At 53.3% G+C, this 19,682-nt stretch carries 20 protein-coding genes; 17 read left to right on the top strand and 3 right to left on the bottom strand.

What is annotated here, in order from left to right; translation table 11 throughout:
* The first annotated feature begins 145 nt into the window (after positions 1–145).
* The 12 genes from K7H08_RS02180 to K7H08_RS02125 all read left to right on the top strand — a co-directional run bounded on the left by K7H08_RS02180 (position 146) and on the right by K7H08_RS02125 (position 10,793).
* On the top strand, positions 146–757 hold the full coding sequence (locus K7H08_RS02180; RefSeq protein ID WP_198349106.1) for a superoxide dismutase: 612 nt from the start codon (positions 146–148) through the stop codon (positions 755–757).
* A gap of 372 nt (positions 758–1,129) precedes the next feature.
* Positions 1,130–1,351 (top strand): glutaredoxin-like protein NrdH, encoded by a 222-nt coding sequence (gene nrdH, locus K7H08_RS02175; protein ID WP_009722061.1) that lies wholly within the window; start codon positions 1,130–1,132, stop codon positions 1,349–1,351.
* Positions 1,352–1,360: 9 nt separating this feature from the next.
* Entirely contained in the window at positions 1,361–1,810 is a 450-nt protein-coding gene (gene nrdI / locus K7H08_RS02170) for a class Ib ribonucleoside-diphosphate reductase assembly flavoprotein NrdI (protein WP_051626497.1), read from the top strand.
* The gene (nrdE, locus tag K7H08_RS02165) at positions 1,777–3,990 is read left to right on the top strand and encodes a class 1b ribonucleoside-diphosphate reductase subunit alpha (RefSeq protein WP_269438755.1); all 2,214 of its coding nucleotides are present in this window, start codon (positions 1,777–1,779) and stop codon (positions 3,988–3,990) included. The genes nrdI and nrdE overlap by 34 nt, the downstream gene beginning before the upstream one ends.
* 43 nt (positions 3,991–4,033) lie before the next feature.
* The gene (gene nrdF, locus K7H08_RS02160) at positions 4,034–5,005 is read left to right on the top strand and encodes a class 1b ribonucleoside-diphosphate reductase subunit beta (RefSeq protein ID WP_038485235.1); all 972 of its coding nucleotides are present in this window, start codon (positions 4,034–4,036) and stop codon (positions 5,003–5,005) included.
* 58 nt (positions 5,006–5,063) lie between these two features.
* Positions 5,064–5,474, top strand: coding sequence for an NUDIX hydrolase (locus tag K7H08_RS02155; RefSeq protein ID WP_051626496.1), 411 nt, complete (start codon positions 5,064–5,066; stop codon positions 5,472–5,474).
* A gap of 278 nt (positions 5,475–5,752) precedes the next feature.
* Entirely contained in the window at positions 5,753–6,535 is a 783-nt protein-coding gene (locus K7H08_RS02150; RefSeq protein WP_231657095.1) for a DUF3450 domain-containing protein, read from the top strand.
* Positions 6,532–7,902 (top strand): MotA/TolQ/ExbB proton channel family protein, encoded by a 1,371-nt coding sequence (locus K7H08_RS02145; protein ID WP_231657094.1) that lies wholly within the window; start codon positions 6,532–6,534, stop codon positions 7,900–7,902. Before K7H08_RS02150 ends, K7H08_RS02145 begins: the two co-directional genes overlap by 4 nt.
* Before the next feature lies 1 nt (position 7,903).
* Entirely contained in the window at positions 7,904–8,446 is a 543-nt protein-coding gene (locus K7H08_RS02140; protein WP_089037770.1) for a MotA/TolQ/ExbB proton channel family protein, read from the top strand.
* Positions 8,439–8,846 (top strand): ExbD/TolR family protein, encoded by a 408-nt coding sequence (locus K7H08_RS02135; protein WP_038485222.1) that lies wholly within the window; start codon positions 8,439–8,441, stop codon positions 8,844–8,846. The genes K7H08_RS02140 and K7H08_RS02135 overlap by 8 nt, the downstream gene beginning before the upstream one ends.
* On the top strand, positions 8,843–9,610 hold the full coding sequence (locus K7H08_RS02130; protein ID WP_231657093.1) for a TonB family protein: 768 nt from the start codon (positions 8,843–8,845) through the stop codon (positions 9,608–9,610). Before K7H08_RS02135 ends, K7H08_RS02130 begins: the two co-directional genes overlap by 4 nt.
* Positions 9,611–9,653: 43 nt before the next feature.
* A complete protein-coding gene (locus K7H08_RS02125) occupies positions 9,654–10,793 on the top strand; it encodes a hypothetical protein (protein WP_331460280.1) in 1,140 nt (379 codons plus the stop codon).
* Between the two features lie 69 nt (positions 10,794–10,862).
* Here K7H08_RS02125 and xthA read toward each other — a convergent pair whose 3' ends face one another.
* The gene (gene xthA / locus K7H08_RS02120) at positions 10,863–11,696 is read right to left on the bottom strand and encodes an exodeoxyribonuclease III (RefSeq protein WP_038485213.1); all 834 of its coding nucleotides are present in this window, start codon (positions 11,694–11,696) and stop codon (positions 10,863–10,865) included.
* The gene (locus tag K7H08_RS02115) at positions 11,696–11,944 is read right to left on the bottom strand and encodes a hypothetical protein (protein ID WP_038485210.1); all 249 of its coding nucleotides are present in this window, start codon (positions 11,942–11,944) and stop codon (positions 11,696–11,698) included. The genes xthA and K7H08_RS02115 overlap by 1 nt, the downstream gene beginning before the upstream one ends.
* A gap of 145 nt (positions 11,945–12,089) precedes the next feature.
* Between K7H08_RS02115 and rhlB the strand changes: the two genes are divergently transcribed.
* Both rhlB and dinG read left to right on the top strand, forming a co-directional pair.
* Positions 12,090–13,364 (top strand): ATP-dependent RNA helicase RhlB, encoded by a 1,275-nt coding sequence (gene rhlB / locus K7H08_RS02110; RefSeq protein WP_231657092.1) that lies wholly within the window; start codon positions 12,090–12,092, stop codon positions 13,362–13,364.
* A gap of 5 nt (positions 13,365–13,369) precedes the next feature.
* The gene (dinG, locus tag K7H08_RS02105; RefSeq protein ID WP_038485204.1) at positions 13,370–15,499 is read left to right on the top strand and encodes an ATP-dependent DNA helicase DinG; all 2,130 of its coding nucleotides are present in this window, start codon (positions 13,370–13,372) and stop codon (positions 15,497–15,499) included.
* Between the two features lie 78 nt (positions 15,500–15,577).
* Here dinG and K7H08_RS02100 read toward each other — a convergent pair whose 3' ends face one another.
* Positions 15,578–16,654: a 3-deoxy-7-phosphoheptulonate synthase gene (locus tag K7H08_RS02100; protein WP_038485201.1), complete on the bottom strand. Its 1,077-nt coding sequence runs from the start codon at positions 16,652–16,654 to the stop codon at positions 15,578–15,580.
* A gap of 378 nt (positions 16,655–17,032) precedes the next feature.
* On the opposite strand from K7H08_RS02100, the gene rpoE reads away from it, so the two are divergent.
* The 3 genes from rpoE (at position 17,033) to K7H08_RS02085 (ending at position 19,682) form a co-directional block, all read left to right on the top strand.
* Positions 17,033–17,632, top strand: coding sequence for an RNA polymerase sigma factor RpoE (gene rpoE / locus K7H08_RS02095; protein WP_038485199.1), 600 nt, complete (start codon positions 17,033–17,035; stop codon positions 17,630–17,632).
* A 296-nt stretch (positions 17,633–17,928) separates the two neighbouring features.
* Positions 17,929–18,669, top strand: a complete 741-nt coding sequence (locus K7H08_RS02090) for a sigma-E factor negative regulatory protein (protein ID WP_120386795.1) — start codon at positions 17,929–17,931, stop codon at positions 18,667–18,669.
* A gap of 116 nt (positions 18,670–18,785) precedes the next feature.
* Positions 18,786–19,682, top strand: a complete 897-nt coding sequence (locus K7H08_RS02085; RefSeq protein WP_231657091.1) for a MucB/RseB C-terminal domain-containing protein — start codon at positions 18,786–18,788, stop codon at positions 19,680–19,682.

The following is a 19,682-nucleotide window of genomic DNA, read 5'->3' as shown; positions in this document are numbered from 1 at the left end:
ACTAAGGTACTGGGGTATAAGATGTATCGGTTATCAATAATCGCTACTCACGGTGATTAATTATAGCCGTGATGGTTGAAAAAGGTGGGGTAAGACCACACTTAGTTATGTGAACGTAACAAAAGCCACTTAAGGAGAAGTTAGCATGGCACATACACTTCCAGAATTACCGTACGCTTATGACGCGCTTGAGCCGCATATCGATGCGATGACGATGGAGATTCACCACTCTCGTCACCACAACACTTACGTCACTAGTCTGAATGCTGCGCTTGAAGGCACGGGCCTTGAAGACGTGCCGGTAGAAGAGCTGGTTGCCAATCTTGATCGTGTACCTGAAGAGAAGCGTCAAGCCGTTATTAACCACGGCGGCGGCCATGCCAACCACTCTATGTTCTGGCAAATGATGTCACCTAATGGCGGTGGCCAGCCTCAGGGTGATGTAGCAAAAGCTATTGAAGCTGAACTAGGCGGTCTTGATGCGTTCAAGGAAGCGTTCAAGAAAGCAGCGTTGGGTCGCTTTGGTAGCGGCTGGGCATGGCTTTCCGTTACACCTGAGAAAAAGCTGGTCGTTGAAAATACCCTGAACCAAGACAGCCCGCTAATGCATGGCAACACGCCGGTATTGGGTCTGGATGTTTGGGAGCACGCATACTACCTGAAGTTCCAAAACAAGCGCCCTGATTACGTAGAAGCCTTTTTTAACGTAGTCAATTGGGAAGATGTTGAGCGTCGTTATCAGGCGGCTATCGCCTAAACTCACGCGCTGTGAGAAAGGCGCCAAGCTAGTTGGCGCCTTGGAAAAAAACCGCTTCCATTGAGAAGCGGTTTTTTTGTTTTTGGGAGAAGGTTTAGCTATTTCTGAAGCCGCTCTTGTGATGGCCCTAATGAGAGCTATTGAGAGCGTTCCTGGGGTGGTTAGGGGAGGGGTGTTTTAGACGGCTATTGAGAGGCTGCTGGGTATGATGTTGGGTACGAGCTGTCAATAACCTGTGGATGAAAAAATACCATATATGCTTGAATTGATTTTCTCATGGTCTATATATAGTATGCGTTGTGTCTTCCAGAGAGGGCGAGCACAAGATATGCTCTACCCGAAAAACACCGCTATGAAAAGGAAAAAATAGCCATGGATATCCAAATTTATAGCAAGCCTGCTTGTGTTCAATGCACTGCTACCTACCGTGCGCTGGATAAGCAGGGCCTAGAATATACCGTTATCGATATTACTGCTGAAAGCGGTGCCCAGGAGGAAGTGGAAGCGCTGGGTTATCGTCAGTTACCCGTCGTGGTTGCGGGTGAGGATCATTGGTCTGGTTTTCGTCCTGACCGCATTCAAGCACTAGCGTAAAACGTCGCTATGCAAAACGCTGATGTGGAAGCTGGGCGTAATCGTTCTTTAGTTTATTTTTCCACTAAGTCAGGCAATACCCACCGTTTTATACAAAAGCTTGGCTTAAGCGCTCAGCGGCTGCCACTAAACCGTGAAGAACCGACACCACGCATAGAACAGCCCTACATATTAGTGACACCTACCTATGGTGGCGGCTATGCCGAAGGGGCAGTGCCGGGGCAGGTGATCCGATTTTTAAACGATGAGCACAATCGACATCTCTTACGGGGTGTTATTGCCGCTGGTAATACGAATTTTGGTGAAGCATATGGGTTGGCAGGGCGAATCATTGCCCAAAAGTGCCAAGTGCCGCTGCTTTATCGATTTGAACTGTTTGGCACTGACGACGATGTCGCCAAGGTCCGCAAAGGAGTAGAAGAGTTTTGGAAACGTCAAGCTCAGTCTCTAACAACGTAGCTTCTAACAACGTTGCTACAAAAAACTCGGCAGAAACAAAACGGCCTACTGCGGGGGCATCCGAGGCGCGTACCCTGGATTACCATGCGCTGAACGCGATGTTGAATCTATACGGTGCCAACGGTGAATTGCAGCTCGATAAAGATCGCGAAGCCGCCCGCCAGTATTTCCTGCAGCACGTTAATCAAAACACCGTGTTCTTCCACTCGTTGGAAGAGAAGCTCGATTACCTAGTGGAAGAGCAGTATTACGAGGCAGAAATGCTGGCCCAGTACAGCTTTGCCTTTATTAAGGCGCTGTTTGAGCAGGCATACGCCTATAAATTCCGTTTCCCGAGCTTCTTGGGCGCTTTCAAGTATTACACCAGCTACACGCTGAAAACGTTCGACGGTAAGCGTTACCTTGAGCGCTATGAAGACCGTGTCTGCATGGTGGCGTTGACGCTGGCGCGTGGCGATGAGGCATTGGCCAAGTCACTGGTTGATGAAGTTATTAGCGGCCGTTTTCAGCCTGCTACGCCGACTTTCCTGAACTGCGGTAAACAGCAGCGCGGTGAGCTGGTTTCCTGCTTCCTGCTGCGTATTGAAGACAACATGGAGTCGATTGGTCGCTCGATTAACTCCGCGTTGCAGCTCTCTAAGCGCGGCGGCGGTGTTGCCTTCTTGTTGACTAATATCCGCGAGTCCGGCGCACCCATTAAGCGTATCGAGAACCAGTCCTCGGGTATTATCCCGATTATGAAACTGCTGGAAGATGCCTTCTCCTACGCTAATCAGTTAGGTGCGCGCCAGGGCGCAGGTGCGGTTTATTTAAATGCTCACCACCCGGATATTCTGAGTTTTCTCGACACTAAGCGTGAAAATGCCGATGAAAAAATCCGCATTAAAACGCTGTCGCTGGGCGTAACGATTCCGGACATTACCTTTGAGCTGGCCAAGCGCAACGACGATATGTACCTGTTCTCGCCCTACGATGTTGAGCGGGTTTATGGCGTGCCGTTTGGGGATATCAGCGTGACCGAGAAGTACCATGAAATGGTCGCGGATGCGCGTATTCGTAAGCACAAGATCAATGCACGTGCATTCTTCCAAACCCTGGCCGAGCTACAGTTCGAATCGGGCTATCCGTACATCATGTTTGAAGATACGGTTAACCGTGCGAATCCGATTGCCGGTCGTATCAATATGAGCAACCTTTGCTCTGAAATTCTCCAGGTGAATACGCCCACCGAATACGATGACGATCTTGGCTATCGTCAGGTCGGTCAGGACATCTCCTGTAATCTTGGTTCGATGAACATCGCTAAAGTGATGGACTCAGGCGATATTGGCACCAGCGTTGAGATTGCCATTCGTGGTTTGACCGCGGTTTCTGAGATGAGCAACCTGCGCAGTGTGCCTTCCATTGCTGAAGGTAACGCCAAGTCTCGCGCCATTGGCCTCGGGCAAATGAACCTGCACGGTTTCCTGGCGCGTGAACACATTTATTATGGTTCGGAAGAGGGCTTGGACTTTACCAATCTCTACTTCTACTGCGTGGCATTTCATGCGATTCGTGCGTCTAACCAGTTGGCGATCGAACACAGCGAAGCCTTTGCAGGGTTTGAAGACTCCACCTACGCATCGGGCGCTTTCTTTGATAAGTACACAGATCAAGCGTGGCTGCCGAAAACTGAGAAAGTGCGTCACTTGTTCGAGCGTAGCGGTATTGCATTACCTACCCAGGAAGAGTGGCAGGCGCTAAAGGCATCGGTAATGGCGCACGGACTGTATAACCGTAACCTGCAGGCGGTGCCGCCAACGGGTTCTATCTCATATATCAACCACTCTACCTCTAGTATTCACCCGGTGGCAGCGAAAATTGAGATCCGTAAAGAAGGCAAGCTGGGGCGTGTTTATTATCCGGCTCCATTCTTGAACGAGGCGAACTTCGATTATTTCCAGGATGCCTATGAAATTGGCCCTGAGAAAATTATCGATACCTATGCTGAAGCGTCTAAACACGTTGATCAGGGTCTGTCGTTGACGCTGTTCTTCCCTGATACCGCCACTACGCGGGATATCAACAAAGCGCAAATTTACGCGTGGCGTAAGGGCATCAAGACGCTTTACTACATCCGTTTACGCCAGAGCGCGCTTGAAGGTACGGAAGTAGAAGGCTGCGTCTCCTGCTCGCTGTAATCGTATATCGCTTTTATTAGATCATGTTGGTGAGAGAATTCTGATGACCACTATGCAACGCTTATCGCGGGTCGATGCGATCAACTGGAACCGCCTTCAGGATGATAAAGACCTGGAAGTGTGGAACCGCCTGACCAGCAATTTCTGGCTGCCGGAAAAAGTGCCGCTCTCCAACGATATTCAATCGTGGAACACCCTGACACAGCAGGAAAAACAGCTGACGATTCGCGTGTTCACTGGCCTGACGCTGCTCGATACAATCCAGAGCAGCGTGGGAGCGCCGGTATTAATGGAGGATGCACGCACACCCCATGAAGAGGCGGTTTATACCAATATTGCCTTTATGGAATCGGTGCATGCGCGCTCATACAGCTCGATTTTCTCAACACTGTGCGCGACGCGGGATGTAGATGATGCGTTTCGCTGGAGTGAAGAAAACCCGACGCTGCAGGCGAAGTCTGAGTTGATTCTTGAGCGTTACCGCTCCGACGATCCGTTAATGCGTAAAGTGGCTAGCGTCTTCCTTGAGTCATTTCTGTTCTACTCGGGTTTCTATCTGCCGATGTACTGGTCGAGCCACGCCAAGCTGACCAACACGGCTGATCTGATTCGTTTGATCATTCGTGATGAAGCCGTGCACGGCTACTACATTGGCTACAAGTTCCAGCAAGCGCTGGCAGAAGCCACGCCCGAGCGCCAGCAAGAAGTGAAAGACTACGCTTATGAGCTGCTGCTAGAACTTTACGACAACGAAGTGCGCTACACCGAATCGCTCTATGATGAGGTGGGTTTAACGGAAGACGTGAAGAAATTCCTTCACTACAACGCCAATAAAGCGCTGATGAACCTCGGGTTTGAACCGTTGTTCCCCAGCAGCGTCACCGACGTCGATCCAACCATTATGGCCGCGCTTTCTCCGAGTGCGGATGAAAACCACGACTTCTTCTCCGGTTCTGGTTCTTCCTACGTGATTGGTAAGGCCGTTGCCACCGAAGACGACGACTGGGCGTTTTAAGCTTACCATCGGCGGCTTTTCAACGTCGTTGATAGCTTGATGAGGCAAGGAGGGAGCAGTGTCGGGCAATATTGATAAGGCGCAGAATTTGCTGAAAATAGCAGCGGCAGTCGTGAGCGACTCTTCAGGGCGCTTGCTACTAGTACGCAAGCAGGGCACGCGATTTTTTATGCAACCAGGCGGTAAAATTGAGCAGGGAGAGGAAGCCATAGCGGCACTCTGCCGTGAGTTAGAGGAAGAAGTTGGCTTACGTATAGCAAGTGATCAGTTACTTCCTTTGGGCATGCAGCGTGCTTTAGCAGCCAATGAGCCAGACACCGTGATTGAAGCGCAGTTGTTCAGTCTGGTGATTGATCAGCCTGTCCATGCTGGGGCGGAGATTGCTGAAACGGTTTGGGTAACCCGCGAAGAGGCATTAAAGCTGCCGTTGGCACCGCTGACCAAACAGCATGTTGTGGTTGCTGCTTAGAAGCGCTTTCCCTGTATTTTACTGCCCCTGTGTTTTTACTGAACCTGTATTTTTACAGACCCTATGTCTTTACTGAAGGGCGCCACTTGGCGCCCTTTTTTATGCTGGAGTGACGGTCTGCAGCGAAGCACTATTGAATGCTAATGATAAATATTGTCATTTATTCTATTAGTGTTAGGCTATGCACTGCTTAAACGAAACGCAAATCGTTCATTATACCTAATGAGTTTCTAGCGCGCCGTTAATGGCGACGTGCTAATCAGTAACGGAGACGTAACGTGCTGAAAAGGCCTTTCTTTGCCTTGCATGGAGGCTGGCTTGCCGGAGTGCTGGTCAGCGGTACGCTAATGGCAAGTGATGAGACAGTCGATCAAGCGGCCCAGAGTGTCGAGGCCCAGCAAGCGCAGTCCGCACTTCAGCAGCAAATTGATGAGGCTGATGACGCCACGCGTTCAGCGATTGAAGAGCTACGCCGCCTAGAGCGGGAAACCCGCCAGATGGAAGCATCCAATGCTGCTTTAAGTGGCCGCCTGGCCAGTGAAGCCGAGCGCCAGCAGCGCCTTGGTCAGGCGCTCGATACGTTAAGCGACACGCGCGCCGCGCTGCCTGCTGTTGAGCAGGATATGACAGAGCAGCTAATCAGTTGGATCGAGTCTGACCTGCCGTTTCTGAAAGCCGAGCGTTTGGCGCGTGTTCAACCCACTGAGCAGCAGCCTTCAGAAAGTGCGGCGCGCATTGCCAATTTGCTGGAAGCTTGGCGTGCCGAGTTGGCGTATGGCCGTGAAGTGGATAGCTGGCGTGGTCGTTTGCAATTAGCAGAAGGTAATCCGCGTGAAGTGGACTATTTGCGCATTGGCCGAATCGGCTTTTATTACCTAACCCCTGATGGTCGAGAAGGGGGCGTGTGGGATAAGGCGAGCGGTGAGTGGCAGGCGCTTGATGAAAGCGCCCGCCGCGAGGTGCGTAACGGTCTACGTATTGCTGACGATCAGCGCACGCCAGAGCTGCTGCGTCTACCGCTTTCCATTATTGCTAACGACCACGCAGGGGGCCAGCAATGAGTCTGTTAACACGCCAGCGAGGCGCGCGCAGAAGCATCATCTGTTTTGCATTACTGGCAAGCCTTCTGGGCGGCAGTATGGCAATGGCGCAAACTGACAGCGTTGGTTCGTTACGTGAAGCTCGCGAAGCCGCTGAGGCGCGTGACCAAGCGCGCTTGCAGTCGTTCCTTGAAGATCAAGAGGCGCTGGATGAAGCGCTAGCAGAGGCGCGGGCTGAACATCAAGCTGCAGAAGAACAGCAAGTCGCATTAGCCGCGCAGCAACAGGAACAAGCGCAACAGGCTCAAGCGCTGGCTGCGCGCCAGGAAGAACAGGGCGAAGCACTCACTTCGCTGTTGGCGGATTTGTCACGGCACAGCGAAGAGGTACGTAACGAGCTAGGTGGTGACAGCTGGTTAACGCTGGATGCTGATGCATTACCACCGCGTCTCAATGAGATCGAGGTGCTGGAGCGTCAACAAATCGAAACTGTCGTGGACAGTTTAGCGATGCTAACGCTGAGCACTGGGCGTGCCGAGCGCCTTGAATTACCGGTGGCCGATGCCAGGGGCGAGATTGAATCGAGAAGCGTTGTGCGCTTGGGTGATTTTGCAGCGTTTACTGACACAGCGTTGCTCAGCAAAGGCCAAGATGATGGTGGCTTGGCGGAAGTGCCGCATACTCCTGCTGAAATCAGCGATGTGCTGGCGGCCTATCATCAAGGTGAAAGCCGTGTATTTGCCATTGATCCTACCCAAGGCAGCGTGCTGCAAGCTCTCGCTCAGCAGCCAAGTCTTTGGGAGCGATTCCAACAGGGTGGTTATGTCGGTTACGTCGTGGTCGCGCTGGGTGGTTTTGGCCTATTAGTGGCATTGGCGCAGTATCTTTACCTGGTCGTCGTCAGTGCGCGGGTGCGACGTCAGCGTAAGACGCTGGATCAACCGAATGCTAATAACCCGCTGGGTCGCGTGCTTCAGCGTTTCCAGGAGTTGGATAAGCACCAAACACCGGAAGCACTGGAAGCGAGGTTAGATGAGTCAGTGTTGGCTGAACTGCCGCGTATCGAGCGTGGCCAGCCGATTGTTAAGCTGTTGGCAGCCGTTGCGCCGCTACTGGGTCTGCTGGGTACCGTGACCGGCATGATTGTCACCTTCCAGGCGATTACCGTGTTCGGTACCGGCGACCCGCAGCTAATGGCGGGTGGTATCAGCCAGGCGCTGGTAACAACGGTGCTGGGGCTTGTGACAGCAGTGCCGCTACTATTTGCTCAGACGGCCTTAGCGAGTCGCAGTCGCTTGATTACCCAGGCCATTGAAGGTGAAGCAAGTGCCACCTTAGCTGACCATCTTGAAGCGCAGTCGACGGCTAATGCGCAAGCGGTGACCTAATATGCCCACGTTACCTCTTTGGCTTGAGCCCGTTGAGCGGCTGCTTGATGCCGGTGGTGCCGTTTTAGTGGTGCTGGCATTCGTTGCCGTGTTGGTGTTTGGGATGGCAATTGAGCGCTGGTGGTATTACCGCTTTAGTTGGCGGCGTGCCCGTCGCCAACTGATTCGTCGCTGGGCGGCACGCAGTGATCACCGTAGCTGGAGTGCACGCACGCTACGCAATGTCTGGACAGAGGCGCTGGTTGCTAAGCTACGCCGCCCGTTGCCATGGATCAAACTGCTGGTAGCGTTATGCCCACTGCTAGGCTTACTGGGTACTGTCACCGGTATGATTACCGTGTTCGATAGCCTTTCTCTTAGTGATACTCATCAGGCGCGGGCCATGGCCGACGGTGTTGCCCGTGCCACGCTGCCCACGCTAACCGGCATGGCAATTGCTGTGGTGGGGTTGCTGTTTATTAGTCGTTTAGAGCACGTGATTCGTCGCGAAGACCAGCGGTTACACGACCGCTTAGCCCGTGCCTTGGAGGAGAATGATGCGTAGACGCCGTTCCATAGACACCACGGCTGATAGTAATGAAGTTAACCTAACGCCGATGCTGGACGTTGTCTTTATCATGCTGATCTTCTTTATTGTGACGACCAGCTTCATTAAAGAGAGCGGTGTTGAGATTGAACGCCCCGAAGCGGCAGCAGCAAGCCCGCGCCCCGATGCACAGGTGCTGATTGCTGTGACGCCGGAGGGGGCTGTTTGGGTTGATGGTAAACCAGTTGATGTGCATCGTATTGGCCAGCAGGTCGCCGGCATGTTGAGTGATGATGGCTCTGTTGTTATCCAGGCTGATCGGGAATCCACGACTGGCTTGTTGATTGAAGTGATGGATCGCCTCAAGCAGGCGGGTGTTGACCAGATCGCCGTGGCAGCGAGCCGGAGTGCACCATGATTCGTCATGTCCTCTCAATACTGGGCGGCATTGCCTTAGCCGTTGGTTTGTTTTGGATGTTAGCGCTACTGGTAACGCCCCCGGAGCGCTCGCCTGAGACGCCGATCATGACCATGTCGATGACCATGATAGAAGCGCCAGAGATGGCGCCAGAGCAGGAGGCACCGCCGCCGGCGCCTTCAGAGGCAGCGCCAGTAACACCGCCGCCGATGCCTATGCCAGCGCCGGCACCTATCGCTGAGAGTGCGATTGCGCTACCTGAGGTAGAGCTTCCTGACGAGCCAGTGGAACCGGTTGAGTTGGAGAGTGAGTTACCAGAGCTGACTGAGATTACTCCCGAACCCACCCCGCAGCCCGCGCCGAAGCCGTCTCCACGACCAGCGCCGCAACCTGACCCTGCGCCACAGTCAGCAGCAACGGCAGCGCCTTCTCCTGCGCCTTCGACAGCGCAGCGAGAGGCCGCGCCAGTGGCAGAGCCGGCGCCATCGAATGAGCCTGTCAGTGTCGGGCAAGTTGCCCCGACCAGTCGCGTGAATCCTTCTTATCCGCCGCGTGCTCAGCGGCGGGGCATGGAAGGCTTTGTTGAGGTGGAGTTTGTTATTCGCCGAGATGGTAGCGTCGATAACGGCACGATTCGCGTGACGCGGGCACAGCCGAGGCGAGTGTTTGAAGACGCAGCCCGCGAAGCGATCGCGCGCTGGCAGTTCGAACCCGGTCAGCAGCTTCGTCGCGCCACGCAGCGTATTGAATTCCAGTTGAGATAGCCCGTTGAGTTAGTCCGTTGGAACAGCTCGTTGGAATGGTTCGTTGAGTCAGTCCATTGAAAATGCCAGTCGAGGAAAGAGTATGCAGCGTTGGGTGGGAATCGCCGTATTAAGCGCGCTAAGCGTCATGGCGCACGCGAACGAACCGCTGCCGGGTGACATTGTTCGCGATCTTAATGGGTTGCAAAGCCAATTAGCTGAGCAGCCCAGCGGCGAGGCTGATAGCGATGTGCTCAACCGTATTACGCGACATGCGCGATCCCAGGCAGAGCGCCTCGCTGGCGGCAATCGTGCGGACCAGTGGGCAAGTGCGCTTTATCATCAGCTCGCCGCGAGTGCGTTGGTGCGTCAAGGTGATCACGTTGCGGCAGCTGATGAGTTAGCCAGCGCACGGCAGCGCCCTAGCGTGCCTAGCAGCCAAATTCTGCGCTGGCTGCGTGATGAGGCGTCGCTACGTCGTGCAGGTAACCAGAGCACTGAAGCTATCACGCTATATGAGCAGTGGCTAACCCAGTCCAAGGGCAATCCGCACTACGATGAATCTGCGTGGCGACTCGTTCGCTTATTAGCGGAAGAGGAGCGCTGGGAAGACGCCGCTGAATGGTTGTCCCCGCTACTGCAAAAAGGCGGATTGACTGACACGCAGCAGGCACTAACCACGGTGGTGTTACGCAATGCGGGACAAAACGAGCAAGCTCTCGGTTGGCTAGTGGGTGATTTGAATGCGCAGAGCAAGCCTGATGCTTGGCGTCAGGCGGCAGGGCTTGCCCAGCAAGCAGGGCAGGCTGGTGTGGCTGCTGGCGTGTGGGAGATGGCGTGGCAGCTGGGGAAGTTCACCACGGTCGAAGATCGCTTAACGTTAATTCGTCTGCATTTAGCGGGGGGTACGCCAGCTAGGGCAGGTGAACACTTGGAAGTGGCTATTCAAGAAGGTGTGTTGGCGCGTGATGAAGAAACGTTGCGGCTGCTGGCGGGGGCGTGGCAGCAGGCGAGGCATGTTGATAAGGCGTTAAGCGCTTGGAGAGCACTTGCTGAGAATACTCAGCAAGCGGAAGACTGGCGGCAGTATGGACAGCTGGCTTACCGCTGGGGGCAAGATGATCAGGCTGAGGAAGCGCTTATCAAGGCGGCGAATCTGGGTGATGATCAGGCAGAGCAGTGGTTGGCGAATTTTGAAGAGTGAAGTGACAAGCCCTCGGTAGACGCCCCTCGAATAACGTAAGGGGCGTATGTGTGTTTGGCTTGTTTGTGCTTAGTCTGTCTGGGAAAGCATCAGCGCAAAATCACTCCAGGTAGGAGCGTGATCGGAAGGCCGCTCCATGCCGCGCAGTTCATAATCAATGCCTGCACCGGTGACGCATTCGGCAAGCGGTTTAGACACCAGAATGTAGTCAATGCGCAGGCCGCGTTTTGGCTCGCGGTCAAAACCTTTTGAGCGATAGTCAAACCAGCTGAACCACTCACTATTATCTGGGTGGCACAGTCGATAGCTGTCGCTAAGGCCCCACGCTTTTATACCTTCAAGCCATTCTCGTTCGATAGGCTGAAAGCTGGCTTTGCCCTCGCGCAACCAGCGTTTGCGGCTTGGTTCGCCAATACCAATATCCTGATCTTCCGGCGATATGTTGAAATCTCCCATGATCGCCAGCTGTTCTTCAGGATGGTGCTGGTTTTGTAGCAGGCTTGCCAACTGCTGATAGAAGCGCGCTTTATGAGGGAATTTAGTTGGGTGTTCAACGTTTTCACCCTGGGGGAAGTAGCCATTCCAAACAGTGACCGGTTCACCATTATCGGCTAGTAACCGTACGCCAATCATCCGGCGTTGGGCGTCTTCCTCATCATCAGGGAAGCCATAAAATACCGCTTGGGGTTTTTGCCGACACATTAAGGCAACCCCGTAATGGCCTTTTTGACCGTAATAAAAAACGTGATAGCCCATGGCTTCAACGTCAGCCAGAGGAAACTCGCTGTCGTGTACTTTGGTTTCCTGTAGGCCAATGACGTCTGGCTGCTGCGTATCAATCAGCGCTTGAAGCTGATGAAGCCGTGCCCGAATGCCATTGATATTAAACGAGACCAAACGCATTACGAACGATCTCCTGAAGGGTTGTCTCCTTCTTTATCAGGATGGATGGCAATATTCTGTCCGTCTTGCTGGCGTGCCAGTTTACGCACCGCTTGAAGCTTGCGTTGTTGCTGCTTCTTAGCCACAAAGCGGCGTGAAGGAGCCACTTGGTCAGGGTTGTCATGGCGCCATTTTTTGTAATCTTTGCGGCGACCAGTGCGGATAGTTACCTTATCCGCTAGCGAACGAGTTTTTTTCTTACGCGTCATGTCGCGCTCCTTGGGTTAATTTATGCCTCATTCTAACAGGCAAGCGCACTCCTTCGACAGCAGGACGCGCTCTTATCGCCAACCCCTGGTACAATGCGCACTTCGTGATGCCTAACATCCACAGCAATGGACAGATACACAGCCTATGAGCGAGTCGGAACAGACCACAGCATCGGCCCAGAACCGCAAGCCTAAACGCCGCCGTCGGAAGCCGCGTCGTCGTCAATCGAACTGGGATCTTCGTCAGTTTCAGGTGCCCGCCGTTGCCGGCAAGTGGCGCTTCCATGACTTTGATTTACCGCTGCCTTTAATGCGTGCCATTCATGCCCAAGGGTTTGAGTACTGCACGCCTATTCAGTCAGAGGCACTGCGTCACACGTTGCTGGGTGGCGATATTGTCGGCAAGGCGCAAACAGGCACCGGAAAAACCGCCGCCTTTTTGATCTCGGTAATGGCTTGTTTTCTGGAAGAGCCGACCCCTGATGGCCAAAAACAAGGCGCACCCCGTGCGTTGATTATTGCTCCTACCCGGGAGCTGGCACTGCAAATTGAAAAAGATGCTAAAGCGCTTGCTCGCTTCACGCAGCTCAATGTGGCCAGTGTTGTCGGCGGTATGGACTATCAAAAGCAGCGCGACAGCTTGGGTAAGAAGATCGATATCCTGGTGGCAACACCCGGTCGCTTGCTGGATTTCCACCAGAAGCGCGATATTGACCTCTCCGAAGTTGAGGTGTTGGTATTGGATGAAGCGGATCGCATGCTTTCCATGGGCTTTATTCCCGATGTGAAACGTATTATTCGCTATACGCCTAAGAAAGAGGAGCGCCAGACGTTTCTGTTCTCGGCAACCTTCACCGACGATATCTTAAGCCTAGCGAGTCAATGGACGCTCGATCCTGCTCATGTAGAGATTGAAGTCACCGTTGAGAACCAGGCAGATATCGATCAGCGTGTTTATCTAGTCTCTGATGACGACAAGCAGCGACTGTTGGTTAACCTGCTGACGCAGGAGAGCTTCGAGCGCGTGATGGTGTTTGGTAACCGTCGTGATCTCGTGCGCAAGCTAGATGATTTGCTGAAAAAAGCAGGCGTCAGTGTTGCTATGCTGTCTGGTGACGTGCCACAAAATCAGCGCATCAAAACCTTGGAGAGCTTCCGTGAGGGAGAAATCCAAGTGCTGGTGGCAACTGATGTCGCAGGGCGTGGTATTCATATTGAAGATGTCAGCCACGTGATCAACTACACGCTGCCGGAAGACCCAGAAGATTACGTTCATCGCATTGGACGTACCGGTCGTGCGGGTGCCAAAGGCGTCTCGATTAGTTTTGTTGGCGAAGAAGATGCGTTCTCGCTACCAGAAATTGAGCGCTACATTAACGGTAAGCTGCCCTGCGAACATCCGCCGGAAGGCATGCTGTAACGCGCATGCTCGATAATGCGCTGAAAAGTGATATTCAAGACGCCTATCGTCGCGTGGTGGAAAAGCTTGAACTGACACCACGCTACGGCCAGCGTCTGATGATCGCAGAAATCGCTCGTACGCTAGGTGGCATTGAGCAGGATAGTGAAGGCAAGCGCACAAACGACAATCATGTGTGCGTGCTGGAAGCGGGTACTGGAACCGGTAAAACGCTTGCCTATCTGATTGCCGCATTGCCGATTGCTAAGGCGCAGGGAAAGCGGTTGATTGTTTCCACCGCGACGGTGGCACTGCAGGAGCAGGTGCTTAATCAGGACTTGCCTTCGCTTGCCAGTCATAGCGGTATTGCCTTTCGTTACGCCTTGGCAAAAGGGCGTGGCAGGTACGTATGTGTTGCGCGCCTTGATCAGGCGTTAGAAGGCTCTGAGCCGAACCCGACACTGTCGCTGTTTGAGCAGTCACTTCAATCCCACAGCAGTGACTTTTCCCTATTAGCCACGGATCTGGCCGAAGCCTACGGAAAAGGTGAGTGGGCAGGTGATCGCGATACATGGTCGGCGTCGATCGACGACGGTCATTGGCGACAGCTTACGGTGGATCATCGTCAGTGCACCGGGCGTCGTTGTGGTCATTTCGGTGCCTGCGCCTTTTTCCGTTCCCGGCGTGATCTGGAAGATGCCGATATAATCGTGGCCAACCATGATTTGGTTCTTGCTGACCTAGCACTGGGGGGTGGGGCGATTCTACCTGATCCCGCTGACTGCATTTTTGTCTTTGATGAAGGCCACCACCTGCCGGATAAGGCACTTTCCCACTTTGCCCATCGCTTTGCGGTGCATGGTTGCCTGCGTTGGTTAAAAACACTGAAAAGCAGCCTAACCGATCTGCATCAAGGGTTAGCAGTTCAGCCGACGATTGCGCGTTTGCTCGCTGGGCTACCTGAGCTGCTGCATAGCTTAGAGCCCGCTTTGGGCGATGTGTTTAGCATGGGGCACCAGCTGGCTGGGCGGGAAAACGGCTTGTCGGATGAAGAAGCTAATCATCAACTTCGTTTTGAAAAGGGTCAGGTACCAGAAGCGCTTCGCGAACAAGCTCAGCAACTACTGGTTATGTTCGCCACGCTGTCACGCAGTCTGGAGAGCATTAGCGATATCCTGCGCGAAAGCCTCGACCCTGATAAGCAAACAGGGTTGGATAGGGATCAAGCCGACACGTGGTTGCCGCTGATTGCACTGCTGCATGGGCGTTCGCTTGATGCCCATTCACTATGGCAAGCGTTCAGTGAGCAGGATGCTGCCAATGCGCCGCCCAGTGCTCGTTGGATTACGCTTAGTCGTGTGGCAGGAGAGCCGGAAATTGAGTTTTCGGCAAGCCCCGTATCCGCGGCGCATACCCTTGCGAAACATTTGTGGGGTCGCTGCCATGGCGCGGTAGTAACGTCAGCAACACTTACCGCGCTGGGGCGTTTTGAGCGAATCCAAGAGCGCGCTGGGCTAGCAAACCGCTATCGCTATCAGGCGTTGCCGAGCCCCTTTGATTACGCCAATGCCATTCTGCGCGTACCTAAGGAGGCGACCGATCCCAGTGATCGTGATGCCCATGAAAGCGCCATTGTGAATTTCGTGACCCAACTGGGAGACGACGAAGCTGCACTGGTGCTGTTTTCTTCCCGGGCGCAATTGCGAGCAGTGGAAAAAGCCTTGCCTGCGGCGGCTAAGGGGCGGGTGTTAGCGCAGGATGCGTTACCCAAGCACGAATTGCTTGAGCGTCATCGCGCGGCTGTCGATGATGGCAATGGGAGCATCATTTTTGGCTTGGCTAGTTTTGCTGAAGGTATCGACTTGCCTGGCGACTATCTCACCCATGTGGTGATTACCCGGCTGCCATTCGCAGTGCCAGATGATCCTGTGGGGGCTACGCTTGCCGAATGGATTGAAAGCCAGGGCGGTAACCCATTTATGCGGATTAGCGTTCCAGATGCGTCAATCAAGCTAGTGCAGGCCTGTGGGCGATTGATCCGTAAGGAGAGCGACCGCGGTGTCATTACGCTGTTGGACCGCCGGGTGATTACGCGTCGATATGGCCAGGCGTTGCTAGATGCACTGCCGCCGTTCAAGCGAGAAATCATGCCGTAATAAAAGGTAGCAATAAAAACGCCCCGCTAAGGCGAATTACCTTGCGGGGCGCTTATGGCTAGCGTTGCTAGCCGTTTTTTACTGTGCGATACGCTGGGCGAGCACTGGTGCAAGCTTGTCGTTCATGCGGGTAAAGGTTTCTACCGTTGTGTCCCAATCAATGCAGGCGTCGGTGATGGAAACACCATACGTTAGCTGGCTAAGATCGGCAGGAACTTTCTGGTTGCCCCAGCCAATGTTTGATTCAACCATCAGGCCAATGATGGACTTGTTGCCTTCTAGGATTTGGTTGGTGACGTTTTCGAGCACCAGCGGCTGTAGGCCAGCATCTTTGTTAGAGTTGGCGTGAGAGCAGTCGATCATAATGTTGGCTGAAAGATCAGCTTTTTTAAGCTCTTTTTCAGCCAGAGCAACGCTGACGCTATCGTAATTTGGCTTGCCATTACCACCGCGCAACACGACGTGGCCGTAAGCGTTACCCCGTGTACGGATAATCGCAACTTGGCCTGCGTTGTTGATACCCAGGAAGTTATGCGGGCTGGCAACAGACTGCAGGGCATTGATAGCGACGTCGAGGCTGCCGTCGGTGCCGTTTTTGAAGCCGACTGGGCAGGAGAGCCCTGATGCCATTTCACGATGGGTTTGCGATTCTGTAGTGCGTGCGCCGATCGCAGACCAGCTAATGCAGTCTTGCATATACTGGGGGGAGATCGGGTCTAACGCTTCCGTTGCGAGCGGCAGGCCAAGCTCAGCCAAATCGACAAGTAGCTTGCGCGCGATATGGAGGCCTTCATCAATTTCGAAAGAGTCGTTAAGATGAGGGTCGTTTATCAGCCCCTTCCAACCTACTGTGGTACGGGGTTTTTCGAAATAGACGCGCATGACAATGAACAGGCTGTCGCTCACTTGATCTGCCAATTTACGCAGGCGGCGGGCATAGTCCAGTGCGGCATCGACATCATGGATGGAGCATGGACCTACAACGACGAGAAGCCGGTGATCTTTACCATCGAGGATGTTTTGGATGGTATGGCGGCCCTCAATAACAGAGCGTTCCGCAGCTTCTGTCAGCGGAATAGTCTCTTTAAGGGCTTCGGGGGTGGTGAGAACATCCTGTGCAAGGACGTTAAGATTACTAACCTGCTGATCTGACATCTTGCTACCTGTGCGTGCGCTATGGACTAAAAGTGGCTCTACTATGGCGTGTCAGGCAGGTAAAAATCAATTGTTACGGAACTTGATCTAGACGAAAAGTGTCACGGTCAAGATTTGCGGGGGCTGTGGGTCAAGTTGAGCGGAATGAGGGGGGGAGTGTGTGTAAGCGCTTGATGCCCCGCTAAGAACGCGCAACACTAAGTACCATTGAATACTTTTTCACACTGAATGTGGTTAGCGAATCATTCATTATTATCTGTCATCATTAAGATTAACTAATGCCCAAGGGACACTATGCTGCTTGCTGTGAAGGCCCACATGAAAGGGCGAAGAGAGATAACGCTCGGCGTAAGTCGTACGAGCGGGAGGGGGGTGTGAATGGGCACTCGTGAAACAGACCAGCAGTTGGTTGAACGTGCCCAAAAAGGTGATACACGCGCTTTCGATCTACTGGTCAAAAAATACCAGCACAAAATTATTGGATTGATCGGACGTTATGTTCACGATCATTCCGAAGTACAAGACGTGGCGCAAGAAGCCTTTATCAAAGCGTATCGAGCACTGGGGAAATTTCGGTCGGAAAGTGCGTTTTACACATGGATGTACCGTATCGCGATTAACACTGCCAAAAATCATTTAGTGTCTCGGGGGCGTAGACCGCCCGGCAGTGATCTGGATATTGTCGATGCTGAAATGGTTGACCAAAGTGGACGGTTGGCTGACGCAGAGTCGCCAGAGGCATCGATTGCTCGGGATCAGTTGGAAGCAGCCGTTTACGAAGCCATCGAAAATCTGCCAGATGATTTACGCACAGCGATCACGCTGCGTGAACTGGATGGTCTTGCGTATGAGGATATTGCCCAAGTGATGCAATGCCCCGTAGGAACCGTGCGTTCGCGTATTTTTCGCGCCCGCGAGGCGGTTGATGAGCATATACGCCCATTAGTGACAACGGCCCGGAATAGTCGTGATGAGTAAGGGGCAGAGAGCTGTAGGAGCAGAGCTTTAAATTCACATTTGATTACGTTTTTACATTTTTTGTGAACTGTCTGGAAAGTGAAGCGTCATAGAACCTGACGATCTTAGTTGGGTCGAGTAAGCGCCAAGTGAACGTTCAATGTTCAGTAGTCAAACAGTTTAATCTGCTGATAATTAAGCGTTTAGGAATTGGCGATTTGAAACGAGGTCTTGGCCTGTGGAGTGGCTGTGGTGGTAAACACTGGGTAGCAGTGCCACCGCAGCGCTTCTAATAACACAGTGTGAGGGTGTGAAGTATGAGTCATAACACACGGGAGTCGCTTTCAGCATTGATGGATAGCGAAAGTGACGAGCTTGAATTGCGCCGAGTGTTGAAGTCATTGCCTGACGATTCTGATGCGGCAGAGACATGGCGGCGCTACCATTTGGCGCGCAGCATGATGCAGCGTGAAAGAAATGTTGATGTGAGCATCGATCTTTCCGCTGGCATTATGGATCGATTGCGCGATGAGCCTGCTCCAGCCCTTGAAGACGACACCGTGGTTATTCCCACTCGTTCTGGTGGACTTTCCTTTGCCCGTGGTGCCGGGGTGGCGGCTGCCGTTTCACTGATGGTGATTACCGGGGTGCAGTTCTTTAACAACGGCAACACAACGTCAGGTAGCGCGCAGAGTGCAGGCGATAGCATTGCTGCCCAGTCCGGCAGTGGTGTGCAGGTTCAGCCTGTTAATCTCGCGGCTTCTCAACCCGCTTCCATGACGCCATCAGAAATGCCGATGTTTGAACGAACGCCGTTTCGTGTGAATGGTCAGTCTGGACAAGGCGGCTTTATGAATGTCAGCGACGCTGGGTTCTCAACACCCCATGCGCCCCAGGGGGATATGGCCCAGCAGACACTGGCTATTGATGCTGACCAGATTCGCCTGCTTAAGACGTACCTTGAACAGCACGCGCAGGGTGCTGCCGGTGGAAGTGGTGATAGCTGGATGCCATTAATGCGCTCTTCTTCAGTAACGGAGCCTTTAGGACAACGTTAATATTAGGTGCGTTGGCCAACTTTTTTAACCAAGTGAGGGCCCGCGTGGCTGGAAACGTGATAGGTAAATATCTTTACGGGAGAGGTAGAGGTAGGCTTGCAGTTGGCCTGTGCGTATTGAGCACCTGTTTACTGCCTCTCCATTTGAAAGCTGATAGCTACCCATCGCTTTCCTGCGCAGATGCTCCCAGCCAAGCCCCTTTCACTACTGCTCATGAGTGGCTAGTGGCTAGTGTCTATGCTGGGCACTGCTTTGAGTTTCAAGCGCGTGCGGTTTCTATTGATGCTATCGGGGTTAGAACGCTGGCGCTCTCCCACCGTGTGCGAGATGGCGTTCGCCAACAAGTTGTGCAGCATTTGGATGGTCCGTCCGTTAGCGTTGAGCGCCGTTCCATCGCTGGGCATTTAGCTTGGTTTCCATCTGGCGAGTCTGACTCAGTATCTGCACCAGAAGCATGGGCAGAGCATGTTGCCGAGTACTATGACATAACGCTTCAGGATGAAACACGAGTCGCCGAGCGTGATGCTGTAGAGCTTCGCTTTTCTCCTATCGATAGCCAGCGATATCAACATACTTGGTGGATCGATCAAGCGACAGGACTATTGCTTAAGCATGTGCTTAGTGATGCTCAAGACCGTGTCCTTGAAACCTTCCAAGTTACCCAGCTTCGCTCTCCTACCGCCTATAGTGGTGAAGTGCCCAGACCCACCGATGAGCAGATGCTTGACCAGCCTTGGCAAGCAACTTGGCTGCCTGAAGGATTTGTCGAGCAGCCATTGGAGCCAGGGCAGCAAAGCGGCCAGCGTGTGTATAGCGACGGATTAGCGGCGGTGAGCGTGTTTGTGTCGCCCGCCAGTCAGCCAGCGTTGGAGGAAGGTCTTCATCGAGTCGGTGTATCTAATGCTGCTGTGTCGTTGATTGATGTCGGAGATCAGAGCTGGCAATTAGTGGGCATCGGCGAGCTGCCCGTTGAATTGTTGCAGCGCATTGTTCAGTCAGTGCAATTTGAATAA

This window comes from Halomonas sp. IOP_6 (genome assembly GCF_021151565.1).
In the GTDB taxonomy this organism is placed as follows: Bacteria; Pseudomonadota; Gammaproteobacteria; order Pseudomonadales; family Halomonadaceae; genus Vreelandella; species Vreelandella alkaliphila.
Note: the sequence above shows the minus strand (reverse complement) of the source record. Positions and strands in the feature narration are given on the sequence as shown.